The 24,308-nt window shown below is 74.6% G+C and carries 15 protein-coding genes; 9 read left to right on the forward strand and 6 right to left on the reverse strand.

The window, feature by feature from the left end:
- Positions 1–715: 715 nt before the first annotated feature.
- Positions 716–1,951 carry a hypothetical protein gene (locus tag ACIRBY_RS02090; RefSeq protein WP_403894682.1) on the forward strand — a complete coding sequence of 412 codons (1,236 nt, stop codon included), beginning with the start codon at positions 716–718 and terminating at the stop codon, positions 1,949–1,951.
- Between the two features lie 57 nt (positions 1,952–2,008).
- Here the strand turns inward: ACIRBY_RS02090 and ACIRBY_RS02095 are convergent, their stop codons facing one another.
- Genes ACIRBY_RS02095 through ACIRBY_RS02105 form a run of 3 tightly spaced genes read right to left on the reverse strand, consistent with a single transcriptional unit; the run spans position 2,009 to position 4,675 of the window.
- The gene (locus tag ACIRBY_RS02095; protein WP_403894685.1) at positions 2,009–3,043 is read right to left on the reverse strand and encodes an NAD(P)/FAD-dependent oxidoreductase; all 1,035 of its coding nucleotides are present in this window, start codon (positions 3,041–3,043) and stop codon (positions 2,009–2,011) included.
- The gene (locus ACIRBY_RS02100; protein WP_403895242.1) at positions 3,040–3,573 is read right to left on the reverse strand and encodes an isoprenylcysteine carboxyl methyltransferase family protein; all 534 of its coding nucleotides are present in this window, start codon (positions 3,571–3,573) and stop codon (positions 3,040–3,042) included. Before ACIRBY_RS02100 ends, ACIRBY_RS02095 begins: the two co-directional genes overlap by 4 nt.
- Before the next feature lie 40 nt (positions 3,574–3,613).
- A complete protein-coding gene (locus ACIRBY_RS02105) occupies positions 3,614–4,675 on the reverse strand; it encodes a type III polyketide synthase (RefSeq protein ID WP_403894688.1) in 1,062 nt (353 codons plus the stop codon).
- Between the two features lie 89 nt (positions 4,676–4,764).
- Between ACIRBY_RS02105 and ACIRBY_RS02110 the strand changes: the two genes are divergently transcribed.
- Positions 4,765–5,604: a UbiA family prenyltransferase gene (locus tag ACIRBY_RS02110; RefSeq protein WP_403894691.1), complete on the forward strand. Its 840-nt coding sequence runs from the start codon at positions 4,765–4,767 to the stop codon at positions 5,602–5,604.
- A gap of 54 nt (positions 5,605–5,658) precedes the next feature.
- Here the strand turns inward: ACIRBY_RS02110 and ACIRBY_RS02115 are convergent, their stop codons facing one another.
- The gene (locus ACIRBY_RS02115) at positions 5,659–6,696 is read right to left on the reverse strand and encodes a PHP domain-containing protein (protein ID WP_403894694.1); all 1,038 of its coding nucleotides are present in this window, start codon (positions 6,694–6,696) and stop codon (positions 5,659–5,661) included.
- Between the two features lie 112 nt (positions 6,697–6,808).
- On the opposite strand from ACIRBY_RS02115, the gene ACIRBY_RS02120 reads away from it, so the two are divergent.
- The 6 genes from ACIRBY_RS02120 to ACIRBY_RS02145 all read left to right on the forward strand — a co-directional run bounded on the left by ACIRBY_RS02120 (position 6,809) and on the right by ACIRBY_RS02145 (position 22,033).
- Positions 6,809–7,231, forward strand: coding sequence for a YjbQ family protein (locus ACIRBY_RS02120; RefSeq protein ID WP_403894697.1), 423 nt, complete (start codon positions 6,809–6,811; stop codon positions 7,229–7,231).
- Positions 7,232–7,400: 169 nt separating this feature from the next.
- Positions 7,401–8,774, forward strand: coding sequence for a hypothetical protein (locus ACIRBY_RS02125; RefSeq protein ID WP_403894700.1), 1,374 nt, complete (start codon positions 7,401–7,403; stop codon positions 8,772–8,774).
- Positions 8,775–8,795: 21 nt separating this feature from the next.
- Complete coding sequence (locus ACIRBY_RS02130) at positions 8,796–12,581, forward strand: hypothetical protein (protein ID WP_403894703.1); 3,786 nt, start codon at positions 8,796–8,798, stop codon at positions 12,579–12,581.
- On the forward strand, positions 12,578–16,366 hold the full coding sequence (locus ACIRBY_RS02135; RefSeq protein ID WP_403894705.1) for an AAA domain-containing protein: 3,789 nt from the start codon (positions 12,578–12,580) through the stop codon (positions 16,364–16,366). Before ACIRBY_RS02130 ends, ACIRBY_RS02135 begins: the two co-directional genes overlap by 4 nt.
- A complete protein-coding gene (locus ACIRBY_RS02140) occupies positions 16,363–19,596 on the forward strand; it encodes a hypothetical protein (RefSeq protein ID WP_403894709.1) in 3,234 nt (1,077 codons plus the stop codon). The genes ACIRBY_RS02135 and ACIRBY_RS02140 overlap by 4 nt, the downstream gene beginning before the upstream one ends.
- Positions 19,577–22,033, forward strand: a complete 2,457-nt coding sequence (locus ACIRBY_RS02145) for a sensor histidine kinase (protein WP_403894712.1) — start codon at positions 19,577–19,579, stop codon at positions 22,031–22,033. Before ACIRBY_RS02140 ends, ACIRBY_RS02145 begins: the two co-directional genes overlap by 20 nt.
- A gap of 70 nt (positions 22,034–22,103) precedes the next feature.
- Here the strand turns inward: ACIRBY_RS02145 and ACIRBY_RS02150 are convergent, their stop codons facing one another.
- Together ACIRBY_RS02150 and ACIRBY_RS02155 are read right to left on the reverse strand one after the other, a co-directional pair.
- Positions 22,104–22,865, reverse strand: coding sequence for a VOC family protein (locus ACIRBY_RS02150; protein ID WP_403895245.1), 762 nt, complete (start codon positions 22,863–22,865; stop codon positions 22,104–22,106).
- Positions 22,866–22,973: 108 nt separating this feature from the next.
- Positions 22,974–23,507: an HPP family protein gene (locus ACIRBY_RS02155; RefSeq protein ID WP_403894715.1), complete on the reverse strand. Its 534-nt coding sequence runs from the start codon at positions 23,505–23,507 to the stop codon at positions 22,974–22,976.
- Positions 23,508–23,767: 260 nt separating this feature from the next.
- Between ACIRBY_RS02155 and ACIRBY_RS02160 the strand changes: the two genes are divergently transcribed.
- Positions 23,768–24,259, forward strand: a complete 492-nt coding sequence (locus ACIRBY_RS02160) for a hypothetical protein (RefSeq protein WP_403894718.1) — start codon at positions 23,768–23,770, stop codon at positions 24,257–24,259.
- The last annotated feature ends 49 nt before the right edge of the window (positions 24,260–24,308 follow it).

A 24,308-nucleotide genomic window follows, 5' to 3' on the forward strand; every position in this document is an offset into this window, starting at 1 on the left:
CCGAGGCACCCGCGGCCGGCACCGCCGGCCGCCGAACCGCGGCCGGGGCGGCGCCCCCGGGAGGTCCGGCGAGCCGGTGCGGGCGAACCGGGCCCCGTACCCGGTCATCCGTTCCGCGCGCCGCCGCTGAGGAGGCGTCAGGGGCGCCGTCGTGAACGGGTACGGCAGTCCGAAGCCGTGCGCCGCCCCGAAGGGGAGGGCCGCGCGCTCCGGCAGGCCGCCGGGGCGGTGACGTTCAGGTACAGGCAGTCCTCCGAGCCGCCGGGCCCGCCCGGGCCCGGCGGCGGGAGCGGTGGCAGAGCAGGAGCAGCAGGGGCGGGAGCGCTGTCGACGGCGCGCCGGACACCCCGCGCGCCCGGCACCGGCGGCGGCCGGTGCGCGGGGTGCGGCCGCCGGGGGCGGCGCGGTCGGTGCCGGGATCCGGCACGGCTGACGCCCCTCCCGGATGCGGGCCCTCCTGGACGCGTGCCCCCTCCGCACGCAGGAGCGGGGCCCTGACCAGACCACGGTGCCCCGCCCGCCGCCGCGCGGGCCGATTGGGTGCGGCGTGTCGGGGCGGCGCCCCGGACACGCCGGGGGAGCCCCCCCGTTTGCCCGCCCCGAATGGCGCAGTGCGCACCCGTGCCGCTGAATGTGACCAAGCGTGCGCTTCCCATGACGCACGATGACCGGCGCGCGATGCGTAGACCCGCGCGTCGGCGAGACGGAGCTTTCCATGAATGACCCCAGCACCCTCGCGGCGACGGACCACGGCGACCGCGACGGCCTGCCCACCCCCACCCCGGAACCGACCGACGGCCCCCTCCCCGAACCCCCGACACCCCCGGCCCTCCCCGAACCCCCCGCACCCCAGCCCCCCTCCGCACCCCCCGCCGACCTCCAGCCCCTCCCCGACGGCCTGCCGCCCCTCGCTGCGGGTTCCGTGGACCTGCCCGGCTCCGGCCCGGTGGCGCCGCCGGGCGGGCTCCAGGTCCTTCCCGCGGCTCCCGCGGACCAGCCCGGGCCCGCCGGCCCCGCCGCGGCACCCGGCACCGCCGGCCCCGCGGCCCACCCCGAGCCCCTCCGCACCCTGTTGGAGACGGCCGCCACCTGCCGGCCCGTCGAGGAGGTCACCGCGCTGGTGGGCCTCCTGAAGGACTCCGGCCGGCTCGCCGACCCCGGGCACGACGCGCTCCGGGCGGCCGCCGTCGCCCGGCCCGTGGACGAGGTCCGCCGTATGGTCGCCCTGCTCGGCGAGCACCCCGAGGAAGGGGCCGAGGCCGACATCGCCCTGCGTGCGGCGGCCGTCGGCCGGCCCATCGAGGACGTGGCCCTGCTGGCCACCATCCTCGACCCCGAGGCCTCCGGCACCGCCCCCCGCGGCGGTTCCCCGACCGGCCCGGCGTCCCCGCAGGCGGCTTCGGCGGGACCGGCCGGGTGGCGGGGCCGGGCCGACCGGCCCCCGGCCGGAACCGCCCCGCCGCCCGACCCCGCGCCCCGGCCCGTCCCGGTCCGCGCCGCGGTCCCCGTCCCCCTCCCCGCCGCGGCCGACGCCATAGCGGGCCGCGCGGCCCGGCGCGCGGGCGTACTGGGCCACGTCCTGCGCTGGCCGGCGGCCGCCGCCCTGCTGTTCTGCGGCGTGCTGCACCTGCCGGGGAACCTCGCGGAACCGCCCGGCCCCGGCCGGCTGGCGCCCCTGGCGGTGGCCCTGGTCTGCCTGCCGCTCGGCGCCCTGCTGGCCTTCCGGGACACCCCGGCGGTGTGGCGGGGCGCGGCCGTGGCCGCCCTGGCCGTGGTCGCGTTGCACATCGTGGGCGGGGTCGCGTTCTTCGACCCCCTCGACGCCACCCTCGGCGCCTCCTACCCGTGGGCCGGGGTCGCCGTGGTGCTCGGCGCCGGGGTCTCGGCGCTCCTGGCCGGCCTCGCGCTGACGTACCGTCCGCCTGACCGCCGGACCGGCCAAGGGGCCTGACCCCCGCCCGAGGGCCCCCGCCCGAGGGCCCCCGGCCGCACCGCGCGGCCGGGGGCCTCACCGCGCGAGCAGGTTCACCGCCCCCGTGAAGACCCGCGGCATCCGGGCCGCCAGCGGGACGATCCGGCCCGCCAGCGGCGTCCGCCGCCGGGCCCACAGCAGGGACGAGGTCAGGGCCCGGTAGCCGCGCGACAGCTGCCGCCAGGCCCGCTCGTACTCCTGCGGCCGGCCCGCGCGCACGCACCGGACGAGTTCCCCCGCCGCCGAGACCGCCAGGGTCAGCCCCTCGCCGGTCAGCGCGTCCACGTACCCCGCCGCGTCCCCCACGAACAGCACCCGCCCCGCGACCCGGGTCCGCGCCCGCTGACGCAGCGGCCCCGCGCCCCGCACCCCCGCGCCCCGGCCGGGCGGCGCCGGCAGCCTGGCCGCCAGCAGCGGGAACCGGGCCAGCTGGACGTCGAAGGGAGCCTGCTCCGACGTCAGCACCGCCACCCCGATCCGGTCCGGGGCGAGCGGGGTCACGTATGCCTCCGCGCCGCGCGCCCAGTACACCTCCACCAGGTCGCTCCACGGGGCCACCGCGTAGTGGCGGCGCAGCCCGTACCGGGCCGGCCGCCCCGGCGCGGCCGGCACCGCCAGGCCCAGGCCGCGCCGCACCGGCGAGTGCAGCCCGTCCGCCGCCACCAGGTACCGGGCCGTCAGCCCGGCCGCGCACACCCGCCGCCCGTCCTGGCGGACCTCCCCGACGCGCCGCGCCAGCACCCGTACGCCGAGCCGCTCCGCGCGGTCGGCGAGGGCCGCCTGGAGGTCCGTACGGGGGCACCCGCGCCCGGGGCCGGCCCGGAAGAGCCCCTCCGCGCGCAGCCCGGTGTCCCCGTCCACGTAGCGGATGCCGTGGAACGCGCGGCCCGGCACCGCCACGCCCAGCTCCTCGAACCGGCGGACGGCGCCCGGCATCAGCCCCTCCCCGCAGGCCTTGTCGATCGGCGTCGGGCGCGGCTCCAGGACCACCACCTCCAGCCCGGCCAGCGCCCCGTGGATCGCGGTCGCCAGCCCCGCCGGCCCGCCGCCCGCCACGAGCAGGTCGATCACCGCACCAGGCCCAGCAGCGGATCGGCCGTACGGGCGTAGGTGAGCGCGGAGTTCTCGCAGCGGATCCGCACCCGCAGCAGCACGGCGTTGAGCAGGGTGAAGCCGAGCGCGGTCACCCACGCCGTGTGCACCAGCGGCAGCGCCAGCCCCTCCAGCACCACCGCCGCGTAGTTGGGGTGGCGCAGCAGCCGGTACGGCCCCGCGGCCACCAGCGGCAGCCCGGGCACCACGATGACCCGGGTGTTCCAGCGCGGCCCGAGGGACAGGACGCACCACCACCGCAGCCCCTGCGCCGCCGCCACGACGGCGAGCGCCGGCCAGCCGAGCGCGGGCAGGAAGGGCCGGTGCACGGCCTCCGCCGCGCAGCCCGCGAGGAGTGCGGCGTGCAGGGCGACGATGGCCGGGTAGTGGCTGCGGCCGTACTCGCGGCCGCCGCGCGCCAGGCTCCAGGCGGCGTTGCGCCGGGCCGTGGCCAGCTCGGCCAGCCGCTCGGCGGCCACCAGAAGGAGGAGCAGGACGTACCAGGTCAGCGGGGTCGACGGGATCGACGGGATCAGCGGCATGGGGACCTCACCAGCGCAGCAGGACGAGTTCGGAGGCGAAACCCGGACCGAAGGCGAGCATCAGCCCGACCGATCCGGGCGCGGGCGGCCCGGCGGCCTGGACGGCGCCGAGGACGTGCAGGACGGAGGCGGAGGAGAGGTTCCCGACGGCCGCGAGCGAATCGCGGCTCGCGGCGAGGGCCTGCCCGGACAGCCCCAGGGAGCCGGCCAGCACGTCGAGGATCTTGGGGCCGCCCGGATGGCAGATCCAGACGTCGACGTCGGCGGGCTTGAGGTCGTGCCCGGCCAGGAAGGACTCGACCTCCTCCACCACGTGCAGGCCGACCAGGTCGGGCAGCTCCGGGCCCAGCACCATGCGCAGACCCCAGTGGCCGATGTCCCATCCGAGGAGGTGCCCGGTGCCCGGGTAGAGCCGGCTGCGCGCGTCCACCACCGACGGCCCGCCGGGGCCGTCGTGGAGGGGGTGCTCCGGCCCCACCGCGACCAGGGCCCCGGCCCCGTCGCCGAAGAGGGCCCCGGCCACCATGTTCGCCATCGAGGCGTCGTGCGGCTGGAGCGTCAGCGAGCACAGCTCCGTGGACAGCAGCAGCGCCGCCTGCGCGGGCCGGCCGGCCAGCTGCTCGTGCAGCATCCCCAGCCCGGCGGCGCCCGCCGCGCAGCCCAGCCCGAACAGGGGCACGCGCCGCACGCCGGGCCGCAGCCCGGTCCGGGAGGCGAGCCGGGCCTCCAGGGAGGGGGTGGCGAGACCGGTGACGGTCGTCGACACCACCAGGGCGATGTCCGCGGCCGCCAGGCCGGCCCCGGCGAGGGCGCGTCCGACCGCCTCGGCGCCCAGTTCCAGGGCCGTGCGGAGGAACAGGGCGTTGGCGGTGCCGAAGTCGCGGTCCGGCCCGTAGTGCTCCAGCGGCAGCGCGAGATGGCGGGAGCCGACCCCTGCCGAGGCGTGCACCCGGCGCAGCACGGCCGGGTCGGCGCCGGGCGGCAGACAGCGGACCAGCGCCTCCGTGATCTGGGCCTGCGGGTACAGGTGGGGCGGGAACACGCTGCTCACCGCAAGGACACGGGTCATTGACCCAACATAGGGAAGAAGCGTCCATAGTCGGGCTAAGCGCGCGAAAGATATGAAATTAACGTGCCGTCACGGCGTAGCGTGACGCCGTGCCCGCCCCCTCTCCCGTCCTGTCCGCGCCGGCGGTCCCGGTGGCCGGACTGCTGCGGGCCTGCCACCCGCTCCCGGCCGCCGCCGTGACCCTCTTCGCCGCGGTGCTCGCCGCCGCCGCCGGAAGGGGGCCCGCCGGCACCGCCCTCACGGCGGGCGCCGTGGCGGCCGGACAGCTCTCGGTCGGCTGGTGCAACGACCGCGTCGACCTGCGGCGCGACCGGGCGAGCGGGCGCCGCGACAAACCCCTCGCCACGGGCGGCGTACCGGCCGGCGCCGTCACCGCCGCCGCGCTCACGGCGCTGGCCCTGTGCGTACCGCTGTCGCTGGCCGCGGGCCCGGCCGCCGGGGCAGCGCACCTCGTCGGGGTCGCCGCCGCCTGGGCGTACAACCTGCGGCTCAAGGGCACGGCCGTCTCCTGGCTCCCGTACGCCCTCGCCTTCGGCCTGCTCCCCGCCTTCGTCACGCTCGGCCTGCCCGGTGCGCCCCGGCCGCCGCTCTGGCTGACCGGCGCGGCCGCCCTGCTCGGCGCGGGCGCCCACTTCGCGAACGTGCTGCCCGACATCGCCGACGACCTCGCCACGGGGGTGCGCGGGCTGCCGCAGCGGCTCGGCGCCCGCACCTCGGCCGTGCTCGCCGCCCTGCTCGTCCTGGGCTCGGCGGCCCTGCTGCTGCTGGGCCCGCCGGGTCCCGTCACCCCGTACGGCTGGATCCTCCTCGTCCTGACCGGGGTTCTGCTCCTGGCCACGGGCGGGGCCGCGGGCCGGATCCCCTTCCTGGGGGTGATGGCGGTGGCGGCGGGCGACGTCCTGCTGATCCTGGCCCGCGGCGCGGGGTAGGCCGAGCCATCCGGACCGGGCGTCGCGGGCCCGGCCCGCTCCCGAGGACACGGCCTAGCCGGGCGCCCGCCGGGTGCGGGTCCAGGCCAGCAGCTCCTGCGCCGGCCAGGTGTTGACGACCCGTTCCGGCGGGACGCCGCACTCCGCCGCCCGTGCGCAGCCCAGGATCTGCCAGTCGAGCTGGCCCGGGGCGTGGGCGTCGGTGTCGATCGCGAAGAAGGCGCCCGCCCCGACCGCCAGGCGCAGCAGCCGCCGGGGCGGATCCAGCCGCTCGGGTCGGCTGTTGACCTCCACGGCCGTCCCGGCCTCCGCGCACGCGGCGAACACGGCCTCGGCGTCGAACGTCGACTCCGGGCGGGTCCGGCCGGTCACCAGCCGGCCCGTGCAGTGCCCGAGGACGTCCATCAGCGGATTGCGCACCGCCGCCAGCAGCCGGCGCGTCATGGCGGGGGACTCCATCCGCAGCTTCGAGTGCACGGAGCCCACGACCACGTCGAGCCGTTCCAGCAGCTCCGGCTCCTGGTCGAGCGAGCCGTCCGGCAGGATGTCGCACTCGATCCCGGTGAGCAGCCGGAACGGCGCCCACCGCCCGTTCAGCTCCGCCACCGCCTCCAGCTGTTCGCGCAGCCGCCCGGGCGAGAGGCCCCGGGCGACCTTCAGGCTCGGCGAATGGTCCGTCAGCACCGCCCACTCGTGCCCGAGCCCGGCCGCGGCCCGGCCCATCGCCTCGATCGGGCTCCCGCCGTCCGACCAGTCCGAGTGCAGGTGGCAGTCCCCGCGCAGCGCCGCGCGCAGCGCCGTGGCGGCGGGGCCGGGCGGCGGCCCCTCGGGCATCGCCGCGGCCTCGTCCTCCAGCCCCCGCAGGTACCGGGGGACCTCCCCCAGCAGCGCCTCGCGCACCACCTGGGCGGTCTTCGGCCCGATGCCCCGCACCGCCTCCAGCGTCCCGGCGGCGGCCCGCTCGGCCGTCTCCCGCTCACCCATCCGGGTCAGCGCCGAGGCGGCCGTACGGAAGGCCCGGACCCGGTACGCGGGGGCCTGGGCGCGCTCCAGCAGGAAGGCGATGCGGTCCAGCGCCGCCACCGGGTCCATGGGGACCTCCTCTCGCTGCCAGTGTCCCCGCGCACCCGCGGGGCGGCGAGCGCGCGGCGGACCCCGGCCGGCGCGGGCGCGCCGCACGGCCGGGTGCGCGATCATGGTCCGCATGTCCGACCGATTCACCACCCGGGTCCTCGACCTGACCACCGGCCGCGCCGAGACCGTCACCGACCTGACCCGCCACTGCGAGCGCTTCCTGGCCGAGGCCGCGGCCGGCCGCGACGGCCTGCTGAACGTCTTCGTCCCGCACGCCACCGCGGGCATCGCCGTGATCGAGACGGGCGCCGGCAGCGACGACGACCTCCTCGACGCGCTCCGCGCCCTGCTCCCCGCCGACGACCGCTGGCAGCACCGGCACGGCTCCCCGGGCCACGGCCGCGACCACGTCCTGCCGGCGTTCGTGCCCCCGCACGCCACCCTGCCGGTCGTCGGCGGCCGGCTCCGGCTCGGGACCTGGCAGTCGGTCTGCCTCGTCGACACGAACGTCGACAATCCGGAGCGCCAGGTGCGGTTGAGCTTCCTGGGCTGATCGAATCGACGACCGGGTGGAACGCGCCTCACTTCCCCTTTTCGTGAAGTGCCGTTCGCGGCCGTCAGGTCGTTGCCATAATGATCTGGTGACCGGCTATACGGATCGGATGGCGCGGACGGCTCCGAGGCGGCGGCTACACGACGCCGTGGTGGTCGTCCCTGGGATCATGGGCAGCGAGCTGATCGACTCGGCGAGCGACAAGGTGCTGTGGGGCGCGCCCCATCTGTTCAAATACACCGCGCGGATGCATGCCGACCGCCTCCGCTCGCTGGCGGTGACCGAAGACGAACGCGCCGGTCGGACCGGCAGGATCAGGACCGGGGGGCTGCTCTCGGTTCACGAGTGGATGCCCGATCTCGGTGGCATCGAGCCCTACAGCCGGATGGTCAGCGACCTCCGGAAGTACGCCGTCCATCCGCACGCGGTCGTTCCGTTCCCCTACGACTGGCGCCTGTCCGTACGGCACAACGCGAACCTTCTCGCAGACGCCGCCCACCGTCACCTCGAACGCTGGCGCTCCCACCCGGAGCACCTGCGGCACATGAGGGACGCTGGGGAGGAGCGCCCGGCTCAACTCCTCTTCGTCGCCCATTCGATGGGCGGACTCCTTGTCCGGGAGCTGTTCAGGATTCCCGGCGCCGCCGACGACGTACGGGCCGTGCTGACCGCCGGCACCCCCTTCCTCGGCTCCGTCAAGGCCGCCGTCGTGCTGGCCAGCGGCAAGGCTGGTGCTCCGTGGCTGCCGAAGGAGGCGCTGCGGGAGGCCGGCCGTACGATGCCCGGTCTGTACGACCTGCTCCCCTCGTACCGTTGCGTCTGGGACGGTGAGGACACGCGGCGCCTGACGGTCTCGGACGTGACCGCCCTCGGCGGTGACGCCGACCTCGCCCGGGAGACCCAGGCCTGGCAGGCCGCCGGCGCCGGCACGGAACTGCGCAGCCACGGCATGATCGTGGGCGTCGAGCAGCCCACCCCCCTGAGCCTGCGGATCGAGAGCGGACAGGCCGTCACCGGCCGGAGCCTGCCGGCTCGTCGGCTTGACGGGACGCTCCGCCGTGACGGCAGCGGCCGCGCGCTGACCGAAGACGCCCTGGGCGACGGCACGGTCTTCCGCGAGGCGGCCGTGACCGGGTCGGCGACGGAGATCCCGGTCGCCCGGAAGCACGGGTCCCTGATGTCCTCCAAGCAGGTGAGAACGATGGCCGCCGCAGCGCTCAGCGGCCTGCGCGATCTCGCCGAGCGCGGTTCCGTGCTCGGCGCCGGACACTTCGGCCTCGACGCCCCCGAAGCCGCGCGGCCGGGCGAGCCGTTCACCATTCGTCTCACCGGCGCCGACGACCCGTCCGAGGTGCGCTGCACCCTGGAGGAGGTCACCGGCGCGGAGAGCTCGGCCCGCACCGTCCTCAAGCCCGATCGCGCCGACCCGACGACCATGTCGGGGCAGTGCACTCTGCCCGGCCCCGGACTCTTCCGCATCGAGGTCACCGGTGGCCTCGAGCCCACGTCCCACCTGGTCATGGCAGTCGCTGACGATCGTTAGCACAGGGGCACGGGGGGCGTGGTGACGGAGCTCTACGGCACCGGTTTCGTGGACGAGTTACCCGTTCACGCGCTCACCTTCGACGACGTGCACGACCAGCCGCGCGTCGCCGCCGCCGAGGAGGCCGCCGCGATCACCGCCGTCCTCGGCCGTCTTGGCGCCGTCGCCGCACCGGGTGTCGCGCAGCCCGCTCAGTGGGACCTGAACACAGTCGAGGAACGGCTGGCCCAGTGGGCGGCCTCGGGAGGCGAACGCACCGCGGTCCTGTTGTGGATCGGACACGGCAAGGGGACGGAGCGACAGGAGCACCTGCTCGTACCGGGGAATCCCGAGAACACCCGCGCCGGCCGCGTCGTACCCCAGACGTTCGCGTGGCACCTCCACGACGAGGCGAGGCGGCGCGTCGCGCCGCACTGGGCCTTCGTGGTCGTGGAGGCGTGCAGCTCGTGGGGCTTCGTGGACCGGGTCGCGGAAGAGCTCACCCGCATCGGCGATACCGGCGACAAGGAACTGGCCCTGCTGCTGGTCGCGTCCGGCGACTACCTCGGCCCCGGACACCTCGGCACGTTTCGCGAGAAGCTGACCGAGGTCCTGGACGGCTTCACGGACCACGACGCGGGGATCCAGCCCGGAGAGCTCGCCCACCGCCTCAACGCTCAGGCCGGAGTGAACGCACGCGCCATCGGGTGCAGCAGGCAGCTCCCCTTGCGACAGAGGGCCGCACACCCGCTGCCCGTGACGGCGACCGTCGAGGACTACGACCGGCTCCACCGGCTCCTCGACACCCAGACGGACAGTGCGATGGCGCACTTGCTGCGCAGGGGGATCGGAACCGGTCTCAGCGAACTCTCTTGGGGCTTCGTGGGCCGGGAGGCCGACCGCAGGGACATCGCCCGCTGGGCCGCCGACCCGCACGCGCCGGGCATGCTGATCATCACCGGCGTCCCAGGGGCGGGGAAGTCGGCGCTCCTCGGCAACCTGCTGCTGCACGCGTACCCCGCCGTCGGCGAGGAGTTGGACGCCGCGGGATTCGCGGACCGCCTTGATCCGGATCTCGGGCTCCCCGCCGTCGACGCCGTACTCCACCTCGCAGGTTCCACCCTGGACGAGGTGGTCGACAGACTCCCCACCCTGCTGGGCATCGCCCTCCCGGAGCCAGGGCTCGCCCTCCACGAGCGGATCGCCGCCCTGCGGAAGGCCGTCGAGACCAGGGCCGGCACCTTCGTCATGGTCGACGCACTCGACGAGGCCCGCGAACCCCTTCTGATCGCCGGCCTGTTGAGAGAGCTGGCCCCGCTGTCCGGCGTACGCCTCCTCGTCGCCACCCGGCCCACCGCATCCACCCTCCCCAGCGGCCCCCCGTCACCGGGCGGCGCGGTCCGCGCGGACGAGTCGCGGGCCGAGTCCGGAACGCACGCGGTGCCGACTCCCGGACGCCATGCCCCCGCGGCCTCGGAAGAACTGCTCGACGCACTCGGGCGCACCACCGGACATGCGCGGGTGCACGTCCTGGAGCGTGACGCCGAGGCCGTACGCGGCTACGTGGCCCGAGGTCTGCGCCAGACCGCTCCCGGGGAGCCCCCGGCCGCGGGGCGCGCCGCCGTGGCCGTCGACGGGGTCGCCGACATCGTGCGCGAGAGGGTCGCGACCGGGGACTGGGAGTTCCTCCAGGCCTCGCTCGTCGTGCAGGAGATCCGGCAGCGCCCGGAGCTGCTCCGCCCGGACCGGCTCGCCGACCTCAACCAGCTCCTCGCCCACGACCAGCGAGGCCTGTACAACTCCGCCGTGGAACGGATCTCCGAAGGCTTCCCGCAGGCCAACGCGCTGCTGGCGGCACTCGCCCACACCCGTGGGCGCGGCCTGCCCCGCGCCGGCCAGGTGTGGACCACGGTCGCCGCGGCACTCGAGCCCGGCGCGGAGGCCCCCGGGGACGCCGACATCGCCCTGCTGCTCCACCGTGCCGCCGCCTACGTGCTCCTGGACGGCGAGGACGGGCACACCGTCTATCGGCTCGCGCACCGTACCTTCGCGGACCGGTTCCTGGAGCGGTCGGCCGCGCGCGAGAAGGAGGCCGTCCTGCGCGCGCTCGTGGGTCTCGCGGAGCGCCGGATCGAGGACGCCCCCGACGCCCCGCTGCCCGGCTACCTCGCCCGGCATCTGTCGGGGCACGCGGCCGCGACCGGTCCCGTCGGCTGGCGGGAGCTGGCCGCCCACCACCGTGTGCTCGACCGGATCGGCCTCCCCGCCCTCGCCGCGGACGTCCTCTCCGCAGGGATGTCGCTGACTTCCGCAGCCGCAGACGCCGGACAACTGCCCGGCGCCGTGCTGGGCACCGTCGCCTCCGCCCACCTCATCCGCGCGTCGCGACCCGGCGACAGGCCGGGTCTGCGTCAACTCGGCGAGGCCCGCACCACCGGTCGGCACACCGGGGCCGGACCGGACGCCGAATGGCGGCTCTGCTGGAGCCGGTTGGAGCGGCATTCCCCGCACCTGCCGCTCGACGGCCACGTCCGGCCCGTCAAGGACCTCGTCTCCTGGGGGGCGGAGATCCCCCTGCTCGCGAGCGGGGCAGAGGACGGCACCGTCTTGCTATGGGGCCCGTGGGTCGGGCACGAGCCGGTCGTGGCGGTGCCCGCCCCCCTGCGCACGAGCCTCCTGGCCATGGCCGCGCTCCCGTCCGGCCACGCCCACGGCGTCCGGCTCGCCGTGGCCCACAACGACCGGCGGGTACGTGTCTGGGACCTCGGCAACACGCCCGCCGTCCACACGGAGACCGATGTGCCCGCGATCCTCACGGCGATGGCTGCCGTGCCCGGACCGCGGCCGAAGCTCGCCCTGGCCGGCACACAGGGTTACGTCGCCCTGTGGGACCTCACGGAGCCGGAGCGCAAGCCCCGGTCGGGCGATCAGCCGGGCGGACGCGTGCGCGACATCGTCGCAGTGCCGGAGCGCCGGCTGGTCACCGTCGACGAAGGCGGGTACGTCAGGCTCTGGGACGCCTCGGGCGAAGCGCCGAGGAGCCTCGTCTCCCATCGCCCCGCCACGCCCCCGACCGCCCTCGCCCTGCTGCCGGGTGCGGCCGGGGCCGTGCGGTTCGTCTCCGCGCACACCGAGGACACGGCGGGCGATGCGAAGGCCGCGGCGGAGGTGACCTTCTGGACCCTCACCGAGGACGGCCTGGCCCAGGAGGGCGAGCCGCTGTACACCGGCGACACGCCACTGACCTCGATCGGCGCGATCACCGTGCCGGACGGCGGCGCACAGCTGGTCACGGCGGCCCGGGACGGATCCCTGTGCCTGTGGGACCCCGACCGTCGCACGCGGACCGCGGTGCTCCGCGAGGGGGCGTCCGCCCGGACCGTCCGGATCCAGTCCTTCGTCGGACCGGACGGGATGCCGATGCCCGTCACCGCCGCCCGACGCGACAGCGCCGTACGACTCTGGAGCCCGCACCCGCCCGGCGCCTCGCACACCCCCGGCGGCCCGCCGGATCAGGCACTGGCCGGAGCGACGGGCGTCGACCGCGCACTGGGTCCCGACGGCGAGGAGCTCCTGCGGCTCGGGTTCCCGGACGGCACGTGGCGCGTGTGCGCGGCGTCCGACGGGGCCGACCGGCCTTCTGTGGACGTCAGGCCCGCGCCACTGCCCGGAAGCCCGCCGCAGCTGCCGGACCGACTGGGTGCCCGGTTGCGCGACCGGGCCGTACTCGACCGCGGCCGTGCCGCGCTGGTACTGGACGACGGAGTGATCGTGGTGGAGGCCCTCGACCCGCCGGGGACCCACCCAGGGGAGAAGGAGTCACCATGACCGAACCGGGCGACGAGACCCCCGAGGACGTCCTCGACTCGCTCTTCACCGGGGACAGTGCCCCTTTCGGTCCGTACGTCATCCACGGCGCCCCGGTCGTGGTCGCGGGCGGGCGCATGGTCCGGGCCACCCTCACCCGGCCCGGCGACGGCGCGGAACGCTTCGACGTGTGCGTGTTCCGGAACGTCACGAGCATCGTCGGCGAGCTGTGGGAGCACGAGGTGCGCAGCCTGTTGCGCCTCCAGGCGCTCGGACACCCCGCACTGCCCGAATTCGTCGACGGACGGTACGACGAAGGAGTCGGCGCGGCGTTCACCCTGACGCGGCAGGCGGGCAACCGGGTGAGCGAGGAGTGGCACGAGGGCGACTTCCCAGGCTGGGCGGCGCAGAACCAGGCCGTCGTGTTCGACCAGTACAGCCTGCTCGTCGACGCCCTCAGCCAGCTGCACGGCGCCCGCATCATGCACCGCAACGTCACACCGGCCGCGATCACGATCCGCCGTACCGACAGCGAGGACCGCTACTCCTTCGCCCTGGGACGCTTCGAGATGAGCGCCCTCCTGGGCAACCTCGTCCAGTCCATGTACGCGCCCTCCCGGGACAGCGACTACCGCAGCCTCGTCAACGACCTGTACCTCGAGGCGCACGACGGCATCGAGCCCGCCCACCACCTGGCGTACCTCGCCCCGGAGACCTGGCCGTCGCTCTTCTCCGACAACGCGCCGCCGCGCCGGGACTGGGCCAGCACCGATGTCTTCGGGCTCGGGGTGTTCGGCTGGGAGCTGTTCTGCAGCCCGCTGGCCGAGAACCTTCCGGAGGCGTACGCCTCCGTGGCCGCGGCGGCGCCGGCGGAACTGCCGCGGGCGCTGCGGGAACTGCACGCCCAGATGCGTGCGCACCTGAACGTGCACACCGCCGCCCAGGTGCCGCGCGAGCTGCGCAACGTGCTCCTCAGCATGCTCGATCCCGAACCGCGCGGCCGGTGCTCCTCCTTCGAGGCGGCCCGGGCGCTGGAGGAGAACTGGGAGGCCATCAGCTCGGTGTGGTCCCGGCAGCGGGACACCGAGAGGCCCTACCTCGTCGCCTTCATGCCCGTGCAATCGGTCGACACCCTCTACCGCCAGCGCCACTGGATCTCTCGCAGCCCCGTCGACGAGGCCGGCAGGGAGGAGCTCCAGGCCTTCCTGGAAAGGGAGCTGCGACAGGCCGAACTGGTATGGGTGTCCGGCGGAGCCAAGGGCTACGTGTACGCCGGGCGGGAGGAGCGGCTCGCCCAGGCGGAATGGGTGCTGATCGGCGAACGGGCCGTGTGGTTCTGCGCCTTCCTGTACGACGAGAAGCTCACCGGAGAGATCAAGAAGACCCATGACGACACCCTGGTGATCAAGTACGTGGTCGACCGGAGGTTCGCACCGGAGGTCCTCGCCGCCCGGCCGCGCCGCCGGGTCGGCCGGATGGACCTCGTCCCGTACAAGATCGGGCAGGCCCTCGGCGACGATGTGCACAGGGACCGGCCGTCCTGGGTGCCGATCACCGAAGCGGTGAAGGCGGCGAGCGCACCTCCCGACCCGGAGAACAAGGAACTCCTCCAGTCCATGCACTTCATGCTGGAGTACCAGGGAGTCATCCACCGGGCCCGCCAGTACGCCTACCGACTGCCCGACGACGCCCCCGAGGGCGGGACGTACGTACTGGAGCACGATCCCAAACGGGACCGCGAACGCATCAACAACTCACCGCTGCTCACCGCGTACGCCGGGAATCGCGCGCGCCGACCGTCCCTCGGGGACTTCGCCGACGCGCTGCTCCACGAAGAGGGCGGCGGCACGCTCACCGTGGTGCGCGACGAAGGCGGCAAACCTCACTTCGGCCGTGACTCCTTCGAGGTCAGGATCAAGGGCAGGGCGGACGCGGACTCCGTGACGGTCATCGCGCTGAACGGGCAGCCGCTGCCCGAACGGGGATGGATCCGCCCGGCAGGGGACCGGGGTACCGAGATCCAGTTGCGCCGGATGGCACGCGGTGTCGAAGCGCTGCGGCAGAAGCACGGCCTGATGCGCGCGCTGCACAGTCCGTCCTCGATCCGCCTCAGTCGCGGCCAGTGGAGCCACGAGGACGAGGAACGGACCAAGCACCTGAAGGGCAACGCCACGAGCGTCATCGGCGAGATGCTCGACTATCACCCCTTCTACGCGCTGCAGGGACCCCCGGGTACCGGCAAGACCACGGTCGCCACCCACGCGGTACAGCAGTACCTGCGAGCCGAGCCGGGAGCACGGGTGCTGGTGAGTGCTCAGTCGAACCATGCGCTCGACCACCTCGGCATCCGCCTGGCCGAGCAGCTGCGGGAGGAGATCGAGGAGGGGAAGGTACTGCTCCTGCGCGAACTCCAGGACAGCCGGGGCCCCGGTGAACTTCCGCCGGCGCTGCGGCCGTACACCCTGTCCACGCTGACGGAGCAGCTGAAGACGAAGATCATCGACGCGGCGCGCGACACCGCCGCCCCCGCGGAAGACGATACCGAGCTCAATGACGCGGAGCAGCACCTGAGGGACGAGTGGGCGCGGCTCGTGAACGGGAACGAGCTCGAGATCTCGGACCGGATCAAGGCCGGAGCCAACATCGTTCTCGCCACCTGCTCCATCGCGGGCACCCTGAACGACGGCCTCCGTGACGCGAACGACGTCTTCGACTGGGTGATCATCGAGGAGGCGGCGAAGGCTTGGCCCACCGAGATCATGATGCCGCTCGTTCTCGGCGTGCGCTGGACCCTGATCGGCGACCACCGGCAGCTCGGGCCACACCGTGCGACGGACCTCGCCGGCTTCCTGGCGGGACTGGCATCGAACAAGAGTGACGAGATCGTGCGCCATGTGAAGGCCACGGACCGATACCTGCGCCACATGGCACTCTTCGGGTCCCTCTTCGCGGAGCCGACCGGGGACGCCACCGGCCAGGACGACGGGAACGGCGGGGACAGCACGCCGCGGAAGGCGGGCGCCGTGAAACCGCGGCCCCGGCCTACGCCCGCACCCCCGCCCCGGCGTGCGCCCGAGCCGCGGAGTCCGGTCGAACCCCGCCCCCTCAACCGGCTCGTGAGCCAGTTCCGGATGCACCCGTCGATCGCCGAGCCGGTGGCGCGGACCTTCTACCAGCGGACGGAGCGAGGCAAGATCATCAAGGATGACAAGGGACTGCCCGTCAGCTTCCTCGAGTCGCCCCCCACTCCGGACAAGAGGCTGCACGGCCTCCGCCGGCCGGACTTCCTGCGGGACATGCCGCTCGTCTGGCTCGACACCTCGCTGCGGGACGACTGCAAGGACCGGCCCTACTGGAGCAACCCGGGCGAGGCGGCAGTGATCCGGGACCTCGTCGTCACCCTGCGGCAACAGCGGACCGCGCCCCGTGAACTGGCCCTGCTCACGCCTTATGCGCAGCAGAAGAAGCTGCTGCGCAAGCGCCTGGAGGAGCGGGGCCTCCAGGACGAGGTGCACACCGTGCACTCCTTCCAGGGACAGGAGGCGGATCTCGTCGTCATCTCCCTCGTGCGCTCCGTCGAGCAGGGACCGCACCCGCGGCAGAACGTGGGCCACGTCGCCCAGCCGGAGCTGGTCAACGTCCTGCTGTCACGGGCCAGGCAGCTCCTCGTCGTGGTCGGTGACCTGCGGCACTTCGAGAAGCACGGCGGGAGGGACTGGCAGACCGTCATCGACGTCTTCCGGAACCAGAAGGCGATCGTGCCCGCGCCCGCGTTCCTCGGCACCGAGGAGGCGGGGGACGCATGACCGGGACCGTCGACATCGCGGTGCCCTGCCACGTCGTGACCCTTAACCTGGTGCTCGGACCCGAAGCCGGGGCGACCACCCTGGAGGGCCTCGTCGTACGCGGCATCGTCGCAGGCCGGCGCACGGTCGAAGGGCTGGCCCACCTGTTCTCCCTGCCGCACCGCGTGATGCTGGACGTGATCCACGGTCTGTGGACCAAGGGCTACATCTCCATCGACTTCTCCGACGGCTTTCTCGAACTGACCGACGCCGCCAGGGACCTGATCGCGGCGGGAGGCGGCCTGGAGGACGCCTCCACCCAGACGGAGCAGCGCCAGTTTGTCTTCGAACCGCTGTCCGGGTGCGTGTTCGTCTTCGAGCGGTCCCTGCTCAAGCCGCCCCCGGACAGCCTGGAGGTCCCGATCACCCAGGGGGTGGGCGCGGACGACCTGCCGCGCGGCGAGCTGCTGCGCGCGGTGCGCGCCACCGTCCGGCACGAGCAGCGTGACCAGGGGCTGCGGAGCAACATCCTCGACGTCTCCTTCGGCAACCCGCTGCTGAGCACCGACGGAGGCGTTCGCTGGCTCGCCGTGAGCGGGACCGTCCAGATCGACCCCGAGACGGGCCGGCTCGCGCTGAACCCCGCGGAGGCCTCTGGCTGGAACCGCTCGGCCCGGGACCGGCTTCGCAGCCAGATCGCGGCACTCGCAGAGCGCAGTCCGGCCGATCCCTTCGTCACCTCCCTGCGGAACAAGGCGGAGCCGGCCAGCCCCGAGCGCACCGATCTCGCCCACCTCACCGACCGGCTCGCCGCCCTGGTGGCGGAGGCCCCCGACGCGGAACCGGCGACGATGGCCGCGCGCAACGAGGAGCTGACGGAGGTCGCCGGACAGATCGCCGAACGCGTCCACCAGCTCTCCGGCTTCCGGGCCGCCGCCACTCCGGTCGCCGCGGGGGAGGACGTGACCTGGTGGCGCGGCGAGCTCATCCGCCGGGCCCGGCACCAACTCGTCCTGTCCGTCCCCACCGTCGACTACTCGGCGCTGAACGACGTCTTCCACGAGCTGGAGGCGGCCCTCGCGCGGGGCGTCACCCTGGTCTTCGTCTGGGGGACCGATCCCACGGCCACCCTGCCCTCCAAGGTGGAGAACGCGCTCTACGACCTGCAGGCACGGCATCCGGAACAGGTCCTGCTCGCCGACCGGAGCTCCAGCACCCGGGCCTGCGTCCTGGTCCAGGACGACGAGCGGGCCTTCGTCGGAACCCGCAGCGTCCTCGACTTCGACCCGGGCAGCAGCGTCCTCGTCCAGGCCGCCCCGGACGCGGCCGGCCCCGCCCGCTGCGTCGTCGACCTGCTGTTGTGGGCCCGGCGGGTCTACCCGTACCGCTCCGACAGCAGGCGGATCGCCTTCCGGCACGAGGACTTCGGCCGGACGCGGGAGACCGCGGTGGCCGCCCCGGCGCCGGCGGTCATGGTGCCGGACCGGCTCCCCGTCCCGGCCGAGAACTGGGAGGCGGACCAGGTCGCCGCGCGCGCCGTGTGGGCCGCCGAGTGGGAGGACGTCCATGGTCGGATCGTCGGCGCGGTCGCCGCGCTCCACCACGGCGACCCCATCGTCCGCACGACCGACGACGCCGACTACGGAGACGCCGTCCACCAGGCCCTCGGCGGAACGATGGACCGGCTCGTCGTCACCGACGACCGCGCCGACCGCATCGTGTGCGGAGACCTCCTCGCCCGCCGGCTGCGCGCCCGGATCGACGCCGGGGCGGTGCTCCATCTCCACCATCCCGCCCTCCCGGCTCCGGTGTCCGCCCCCGGGAAGTACGACGATCTCCTCGCGGATCTCCGTCGGCAACGGACCTACCGCGAGGGCCGCGCGGCGGCCCGCGCGGTCGTCAGCGACCACGAGGTGCTCACCGGAAGCTACTCCCCGCTCGGCCGGCCGACGGCCCGGTCGGTGTCGAATCCGCACAGCGGACACATCGGGCTCCACATTCTCGGCGCCGACTTCGCCGTCGCCTTCACCCGCACCCTGGGCATCCCCGACTGGGACACCCTCCCGAGCCGCGAACGCGCGGCCTCGGCCGCCCGCCCCACGGCGCGGACCGCGGACAGGGGTGCCGACGCCGCGGCGCGGCTCCCCTGGAAGATCCTGGAAGCACGTGCGCGGGATCCGCTCTGCCCGCCCGAATCCCTCCGTGCCGAGATCGCCAGAACGCTCCGCGAGAACCCCGACCCCGGGCCCGACTGGGACACCTGGGCGAACTGGCTGCTCAGGGACGCCTGGCGGCGGAACGCCTTCATGGAGGCGCACCTTCTCGCGACCCGGATCGGACGGTCGGCCGCGCTGTCACCGGCGCTGACCACCGCCGCGGTACCCGTGGAGCACGGACCCGTCGGCGAGCTGCTCTTCTTCGCGGTGGACGAACTGCGCCAAGGTTCGCCGGGGGAGCGGGCCGTCGCCCTGGTGGGCACGATCGCCGAGCTGCTGCTGCGCGGTGGCGAGTCCGGGGTCCTCGCGTACACCGAGCTGACAGGTGGCGACGACGCCATGGAGGGGATCCCGCCGACCTGGTCGGAACTCGCCGAACTGGCCGTGGCGTACCACCAGGACACGCTGACGGCGCTTCCGCTGACCCTGCTGGCGGGGGAGGAGGAGCAGTTCTCGACGGCCGACCGGATCACCCGCCAGTGGCAGGAACTCGCGGCGCGGGCCCAGAACTTCGCCTCCTCCCGGCAGAGCTTCGGCTTCGCCTCCGGACGGTACGCCCACGAGACGCTGTGCGCTCCGGACGGCTTCCTGCACGGGATCACCAGCGTGGGACTGGCCGGCGGGGGCACGGCGCGTGCGCGCGAGGAGCTGGCAGCCCTGTTTCCGGACCGGGACATCAGGGCGTACATCGACAAGATCGTCGCCGACATGCCTCGGCTCCCGGGCCCACGCAAGCGGCAGCAGATCCAGTGGAGCCGGCACCTGAACTACGCCGACCGGCTCGCCGGCATCGTCGAGGACGCCCGCCGGCTGATCCTGGAGACCACCGGGCTGGAGGACCAGGGGAGTACCTGGAGAGCGGCTCCGGAAGGTCACCTGCCCCTGGCCGCGTTCGTCACGACACACTGGAATCAGCTCTTCATCGAGGCGGAAGCCCTCGGAGATCCGCACCGGATTCCGGCCCTGGCCCTGCTCAAGCAGTTGCGGCCGCTGAGCAGATCCCTGAAGGAGTCCGATGACCACACCGCTGCGTGACCTGCTGGCGAGCTGGCCGGGCCGTTTCCGTCACCCGGCCGTGCTGATCGCGCTGGCCGACGGAACCGCCGACCCCGACGGAAAGACGCTGGGCGACGGCCTGCTGGGCGCGCTCGGCGGCCGTAGACCCGACGACGTGTTCGACTGCCTCCTCCAGGAGGGGGAGTTCATGGCGGCGGACGCCATGCTCCAGGCATGCGCGGAGCTGGCGGAGACGGCCGAGGCACGACGGGCCGCACTGGAGGCCGCCCGCAAGCGGGCCGACGCCGCCGTCCGGCTGGAGGGCAAGGAGCTCGTGCGCCGAGCCGAGGCGGCGGGCCTGGAGATGGGGCAGGACGAGGTGGACGGCTTCGCCGTCGTCGCCCGTCGTCGCCGGCCGGAGGCCCAGCGGCTGATGGAGGAGCGGGCCGAGGCCATCGACCAGGCGATCGAGGACGAGGCACGGATACTGCGGGCCCGCATCGCCGCCAGGTCCGCCGACGGGGAGGCCGATGCACCGGTACCCGACGGGACGAGCTCGGACCTCGAGGAGCTGCTCCAGGCCGGCCAGCTGAAGATCGTGCGCTCCCGACTCGCCCACGAGCCCGCCGGGGCCCTGTTCCCCGAGGCCGTGCCGTCCTTGCGGCCGGCACAGTGGGGCAAGCTCACCCCGGAACGCGTCCTGCAACTGATCCGCGACGAGACGGTTCAACGGGACGCCGGGTTCGCCCGGTGGAACCCGGTCGATCGGCACGGCCGTGAACTGCTCGACGCCTACGCCGGACTCGAGCACAACCACGAGCGCTCCGCGGCGGACTTCGCCGCCGCGCTGGCCGGGTTCCTCGGCTCGGGCGGCCCGGTGCCCCGAGCCGACCGCCGTCCGTACGGTGACGGATTCCTCACCTCGCTGGACGGGCTCTTCGCCGAGTTCCCGCTGCGCCGGCTCCACACCTCCGGACGGATCGATCTCTTCGTCGCGCGGCCGGAGACGCGGGACGTTCCCGTGGATCTCGTGGACTCCGCCGGGCAGCGGCCCTGCGTCGCGATCGGCCCGGACCTGGAGCCCTCCGGATACCTGGGCCGCACCAACGTGGCCGTGGTCACCCTGCGCGATCTGCTGCGGCTGGCCACCGTACGGGAGCGGCGCGCCGTCCTGCTGCTGCGGCGGGTTGCCCGGCAGTGGCCCGTCACCGCGCTGACGGGCCCGACGGCCCAGGACTTCCAGCGCGTCCTGGGTACCGACCGGGACGTCGCATGGCAGACGCTGCGCTGGATCCTCGACCTGACGGGCGCCGGGGACGCGGGCGCGGCCGACGCCATGGCCGGCTGCACGGGGATGGACCCCGGGCTGCTGCTCGTCATGCTGCACGCGGCCGTGAAACCGGACGGGGCATGGCCCGGCCCCGCGTCCGGGTCGCGCCGCGTCGAACCCTGGGAAGACCAGCCCCAGCTCGTCGAGGCGTTGGAACGGGAACTGCTCGGCCGTTGTACGGATCCGCAGACCGAGGCGGCGTTCTGGGCGGCGCTGGTCGTCGCGGGGCCGGACGGCACGACGTCGGCGCAGGACATGCGGGTCATCGCGGAAGCGGTGGCGGAGGGCCGGAACGTCGACGCCCCGATCGCCGCCGGCACCGAGGCCCTGCTCGCCAACGGCATTCTCCGAGGGGCCGCTCAGGGAGAGCTGACGCTGCGGAACTCCGGTCTGGAGCGGCGTCTGTGGCAGCGGGCCGACGCGGAACTGGCCGAAGCCGTCGAGCGGATCCCCGCGGAGACGGCTGCCCAGGCCGAGTGCGCCGTCGCCCCGGAAGTCGCGATGCTCACGGGCTGGCCGGCCAACCGCCACCTTCTGGCACCCTCCTATCCCCTCTTCCAGCGCCTGGCCGAGACGGGGAGCGTGAAAGCCGAGGAACTCCTGGACCGGGCCCGCGCCGTCCTCGCCGAGACGGCCGCCTCCGACCCTGACGTCCCGGTCGGCACGGCCGCGCTGCACACCGTCTTGACCTCCCTGGCCGCGCAGTTGCCTTCCGTCCACCCTGACGTGCACGTCGACGTGCGCTGTCCCGAAGACACCTGGGTCTCGGTCGACGACGCCGCCCTCCGGGTCGTGTTCCACGAGCTGCTGGACAATGCGGCCGAGGCTCTCACGGCTCAGCAGGGCGGCACGATCAGGGTCGACGTGGCCCTGGAGGCGTACTACGCGGTTGTCGACGTCCGGGACAGCGGGTCGGGCCTGCCCGCCGAAGTGCGCGGACGGGAACGCGTGGTGTTCCGCGAGGGATACTCCACGCGCGGTGCGGGCCGGGGGGCCGGCCTGGCCCGCGTCATGAAGATTCTCCAGCTCGTCAGACCGGACTTCGCCGAGATCCGAGCCCTGCCCTCGGACGCCGTGCCGTCGACGCTCCGGGGCGCACGCTTCACGGTGGTGCTGCCGTTGACCGACATCGGACATGCGGCCTGACGTGCTCGAGGTGACAGACGTGCGGTAACGGCGCTGGGAGTCGGGGGCAAGGTTTCGGGGGTGGGGCGGATCAGTCGGCGTCGTCGTCCCCCTCCGGCGGGGAAACGCGCTCGGTGAGGGTGAACAGGGCCCCGTCCGGGTCCCGGAGCATGATCGAGCGCTCCCTGCCGTCCGAGGTGACCACCGAGACGGTGCGGCCGCCGAGGTCGAGGGCCGCCTCCACGGCCGGCTCCAGCTCCGGGACGCGGAAGTGGACGTGCCAGCGCGGCCGGGTGTGCGGGGTGTAGGCGCCCACCTCCACCGGCCCGCTGTCCAGCCGGGCGACCGGCTCCCCGCCCTGCCGCAGGACGACCTGGTCCTCCTCGTACGCGACCTCGCAGCAGCCGACGCGGCCCGTCGCCCACTCCAGCACCTCCCCGTAGAAGAGGGCCGCGTCGAAGGCGTTGCGGGTGCGCAGCTCCAGCCAGGCGGGTGCCGGTCCCCGCCCGACGCGCCAGCCCGCGGTGACGGGCCCCTGCCAGATGCCGAAGACCGCCCCGTCGGGGTCGGCGACCAGCGCCGCCCGCCCGCCGCCGGGGAAGGAGACCGGGCCCACCGCCACCGTGCCGACGCGCTCGCGGATCCGGGCCGCCGCCACGTCCACGTCGTCGACGGCGAAGTACGGGGTCCAGGCCACCGCCACCGCCAGGTCGCCCGCCAGCGCCCCGATCCCGGCGACCGGCACCCCGTCCTGCACGGCCATCGAGAAGGCCGAGCCGAACCGGGCCGGACGAAAGGTCCAGCCCACGACCGCTCCGTAGAAGCGCTGGGACGCCTCCAGGTCGCGGGCCATCAGACTCACCCAGCAGGGGGCCCCGAACACGTCCTTCGTCGAAATCTCCACGACACAAGGAGTAGCGCCCAGGCCCCCTCCGCGCGGCGCAGGCGCGCCCGCAGGTCATCACCACCAGTAGGCGGGGTACCTCGGTGCGGTGCGGCGGACGCGGGAGCCGGCGTAGCCGGTGAGGACCAGGAGCACGGTCGAGCCGAAGAGCAGCGGGACGAACCGCGCGGGCTCCGGCGTCTGGAGCACGGTGATCACCGCCGTGGCCACGGCGGGCGAGTGCGGGGTGCGGGCGAGGGTCAGCACGGCGAGGGTGAGCCCCGCCGCCAAGGCCGCCGCCCAGGCGGAGCTGCCGGCGGCCGCCAGCACCACGTAGCCGCAGGCCGCGCCGATCAGGTGGCCGACGATCACCCCGCGGGGCTGTGCCAGGGGCAGGGTGGGGGCGCTGTGGACCAGCGCGGCGCTGGCGGCGAGCGGGGGTATCAGCACCGGCTCGTGGATCGCCGCGCCGATGGCGACGAGGGCCAGCAGCACCGTCGTGACGGCGCTGATGCTGTGGAACGCCGCGAGGGCGCTGGGCCGGGGCGGGGCGCCGGGCGCCGTGACGGGCGCCGGGGGCGCGTCGGGCGTACGGGTGGTGGCGGTAGGCATGCGGGAGCAGGATTTCGGTGCGGGGCCGGGGAAGGGAGGCGGGCGGCCTCACCCCTCGCGGTGGTCGACCGGAAGGCGGGGCCGCGCGGCCGGCGCGTGTGCGGCCGACGCGATCCGGACATGAGTGTATCGGCCATGCGCGCACGGACGGGCGCCGGGTTCCGGCGAAGCGGACGGCGGGCGAACCGCCGCGCCGGCCCGGACGTGATCGTGTGCAGGACGGCGAAGCACGCCGGAGGCAGGAAGGAACGGCACCCACGATGACGCACCCGCATCCCGCCGGGGTCCCGACGGACCTCGACACGGTGATCGCCGAAGCCCCCGCCGACGCGACCGGAGCGCTCTGGCGGCTCACCGGAGCCGGACGCGCCCTGGACTCCAACCTGATCCGGCTGCGTCCCGGCACGGCCATCGCGGACCATGCCGAGCCCCTCCTCGACGTCCTGCTCCTCGTCGTGTCGGGCGGCGGCCGCCTCGACACCCCGGACGGCACGCACCCGCTGCGGGCCCACTCGGCGTGCTGGCTCCCGCGCGGCACCCGGCGCTCCCTGACCGCGGGTCCGGACGGCCTGGCGTACCTGACGGTCCACACCCGCCGCCCCGGCCTCGGCATCGGCCCCGCCGCCCCCACCCCCGCCGAGGGCGGGGAACCGGCCTGCCTCCTCCACCGGGTCTGCCCCGCCTGCGGCCGCCTGGCCACCGACACCGCGGCCCGCTACTGCTCCCGCTGCGGGACGGAGCTCCCGGAGTAGGCGACGGCCCCGCCCCGCCGCCCGGAGGGGGGTGCGGCGGAGCGGGGGA

Source organism: Streptomyces sp. NPDC096136 (genome assembly GCF_044763325.1).
Classification (GTDB): Bacteria; Actinomycetota; Actinomycetes; order Streptomycetales; family Streptomycetaceae; genus Streptomyces.

Excerpts from the sequence above, each read along its gene's own strand:
- ACIRBY_RS02090 (WP_403894682.1), top strand. The coding sequence starts at position 716 with ATGAATGACCCCAGCACCCTCGCGGCGACGGACCACGGCGACCGCGAC.
- ACIRBY_RS02105 (WP_403894688.1), bottom strand. The coding sequence starts at position 4,675 with ATGACCCGTGTCCTTGCGGTGAGCAGCGTGTTCCCGCCCCACCTGTAC.
- ACIRBY_RS02115 (WP_403894694.1), bottom strand. The coding sequence starts at position 6,696 with ATGGACCCGGTGGCGGCGCTGGACCGCATCGCCTTCCTGCTGGAGCGC.
- ACIRBY_RS02120 (WP_403894697.1), top strand. The coding sequence starts at position 6,809 with ATGTCCGACCGATTCACCACCCGGGTCCTCGACCTGACCACCGGCCGC.
- ACIRBY_RS02125 (WP_403894700.1), top strand. The coding sequence starts at position 7,401 with ATGGGCAGCGAGCTGATCGACTCGGCGAGCGACAAGGTGCTGTGGGGC.
- ACIRBY_RS02135 (WP_403894705.1), top strand. The coding sequence starts at position 12,578 with ATGACCGAACCGGGCGACGAGACCCCCGAGGACGTCCTCGACTCGCTC.
- ACIRBY_RS02140 (WP_403894709.1), top strand. The coding sequence starts at position 16,363 with ATGACCGGGACCGTCGACATCGCGGTGCCCTGCCACGTCGTGACCCTT.
- ACIRBY_RS02145 (WP_403894712.1), top strand. The coding sequence starts at position 19,577 with ATGACCACACCGCTGCGTGACCTGCTGGCGAGCTGGCCGGGCCGTTTC.
- ACIRBY_RS02150 (WP_403895245.1), bottom strand. The coding sequence starts at position 22,865 with ATGGCCCGCGACCTGGAGGCGTCCCAGCGCTTCTACGGAGCGGTCGTG.
- ACIRBY_RS02155 (WP_403894715.1), bottom strand. The coding sequence starts at position 23,507 with ATGCCTACCGCCACCACCCGTACGCCCGACGCGCCCCCGGCGCCCGTC.
- ACIRBY_RS02160 (WP_403894718.1), top strand. The coding sequence starts at position 23,768 with ATGACGCACCCGCATCCCGCCGGGGTCCCGACGGACCTCGACACGGTG.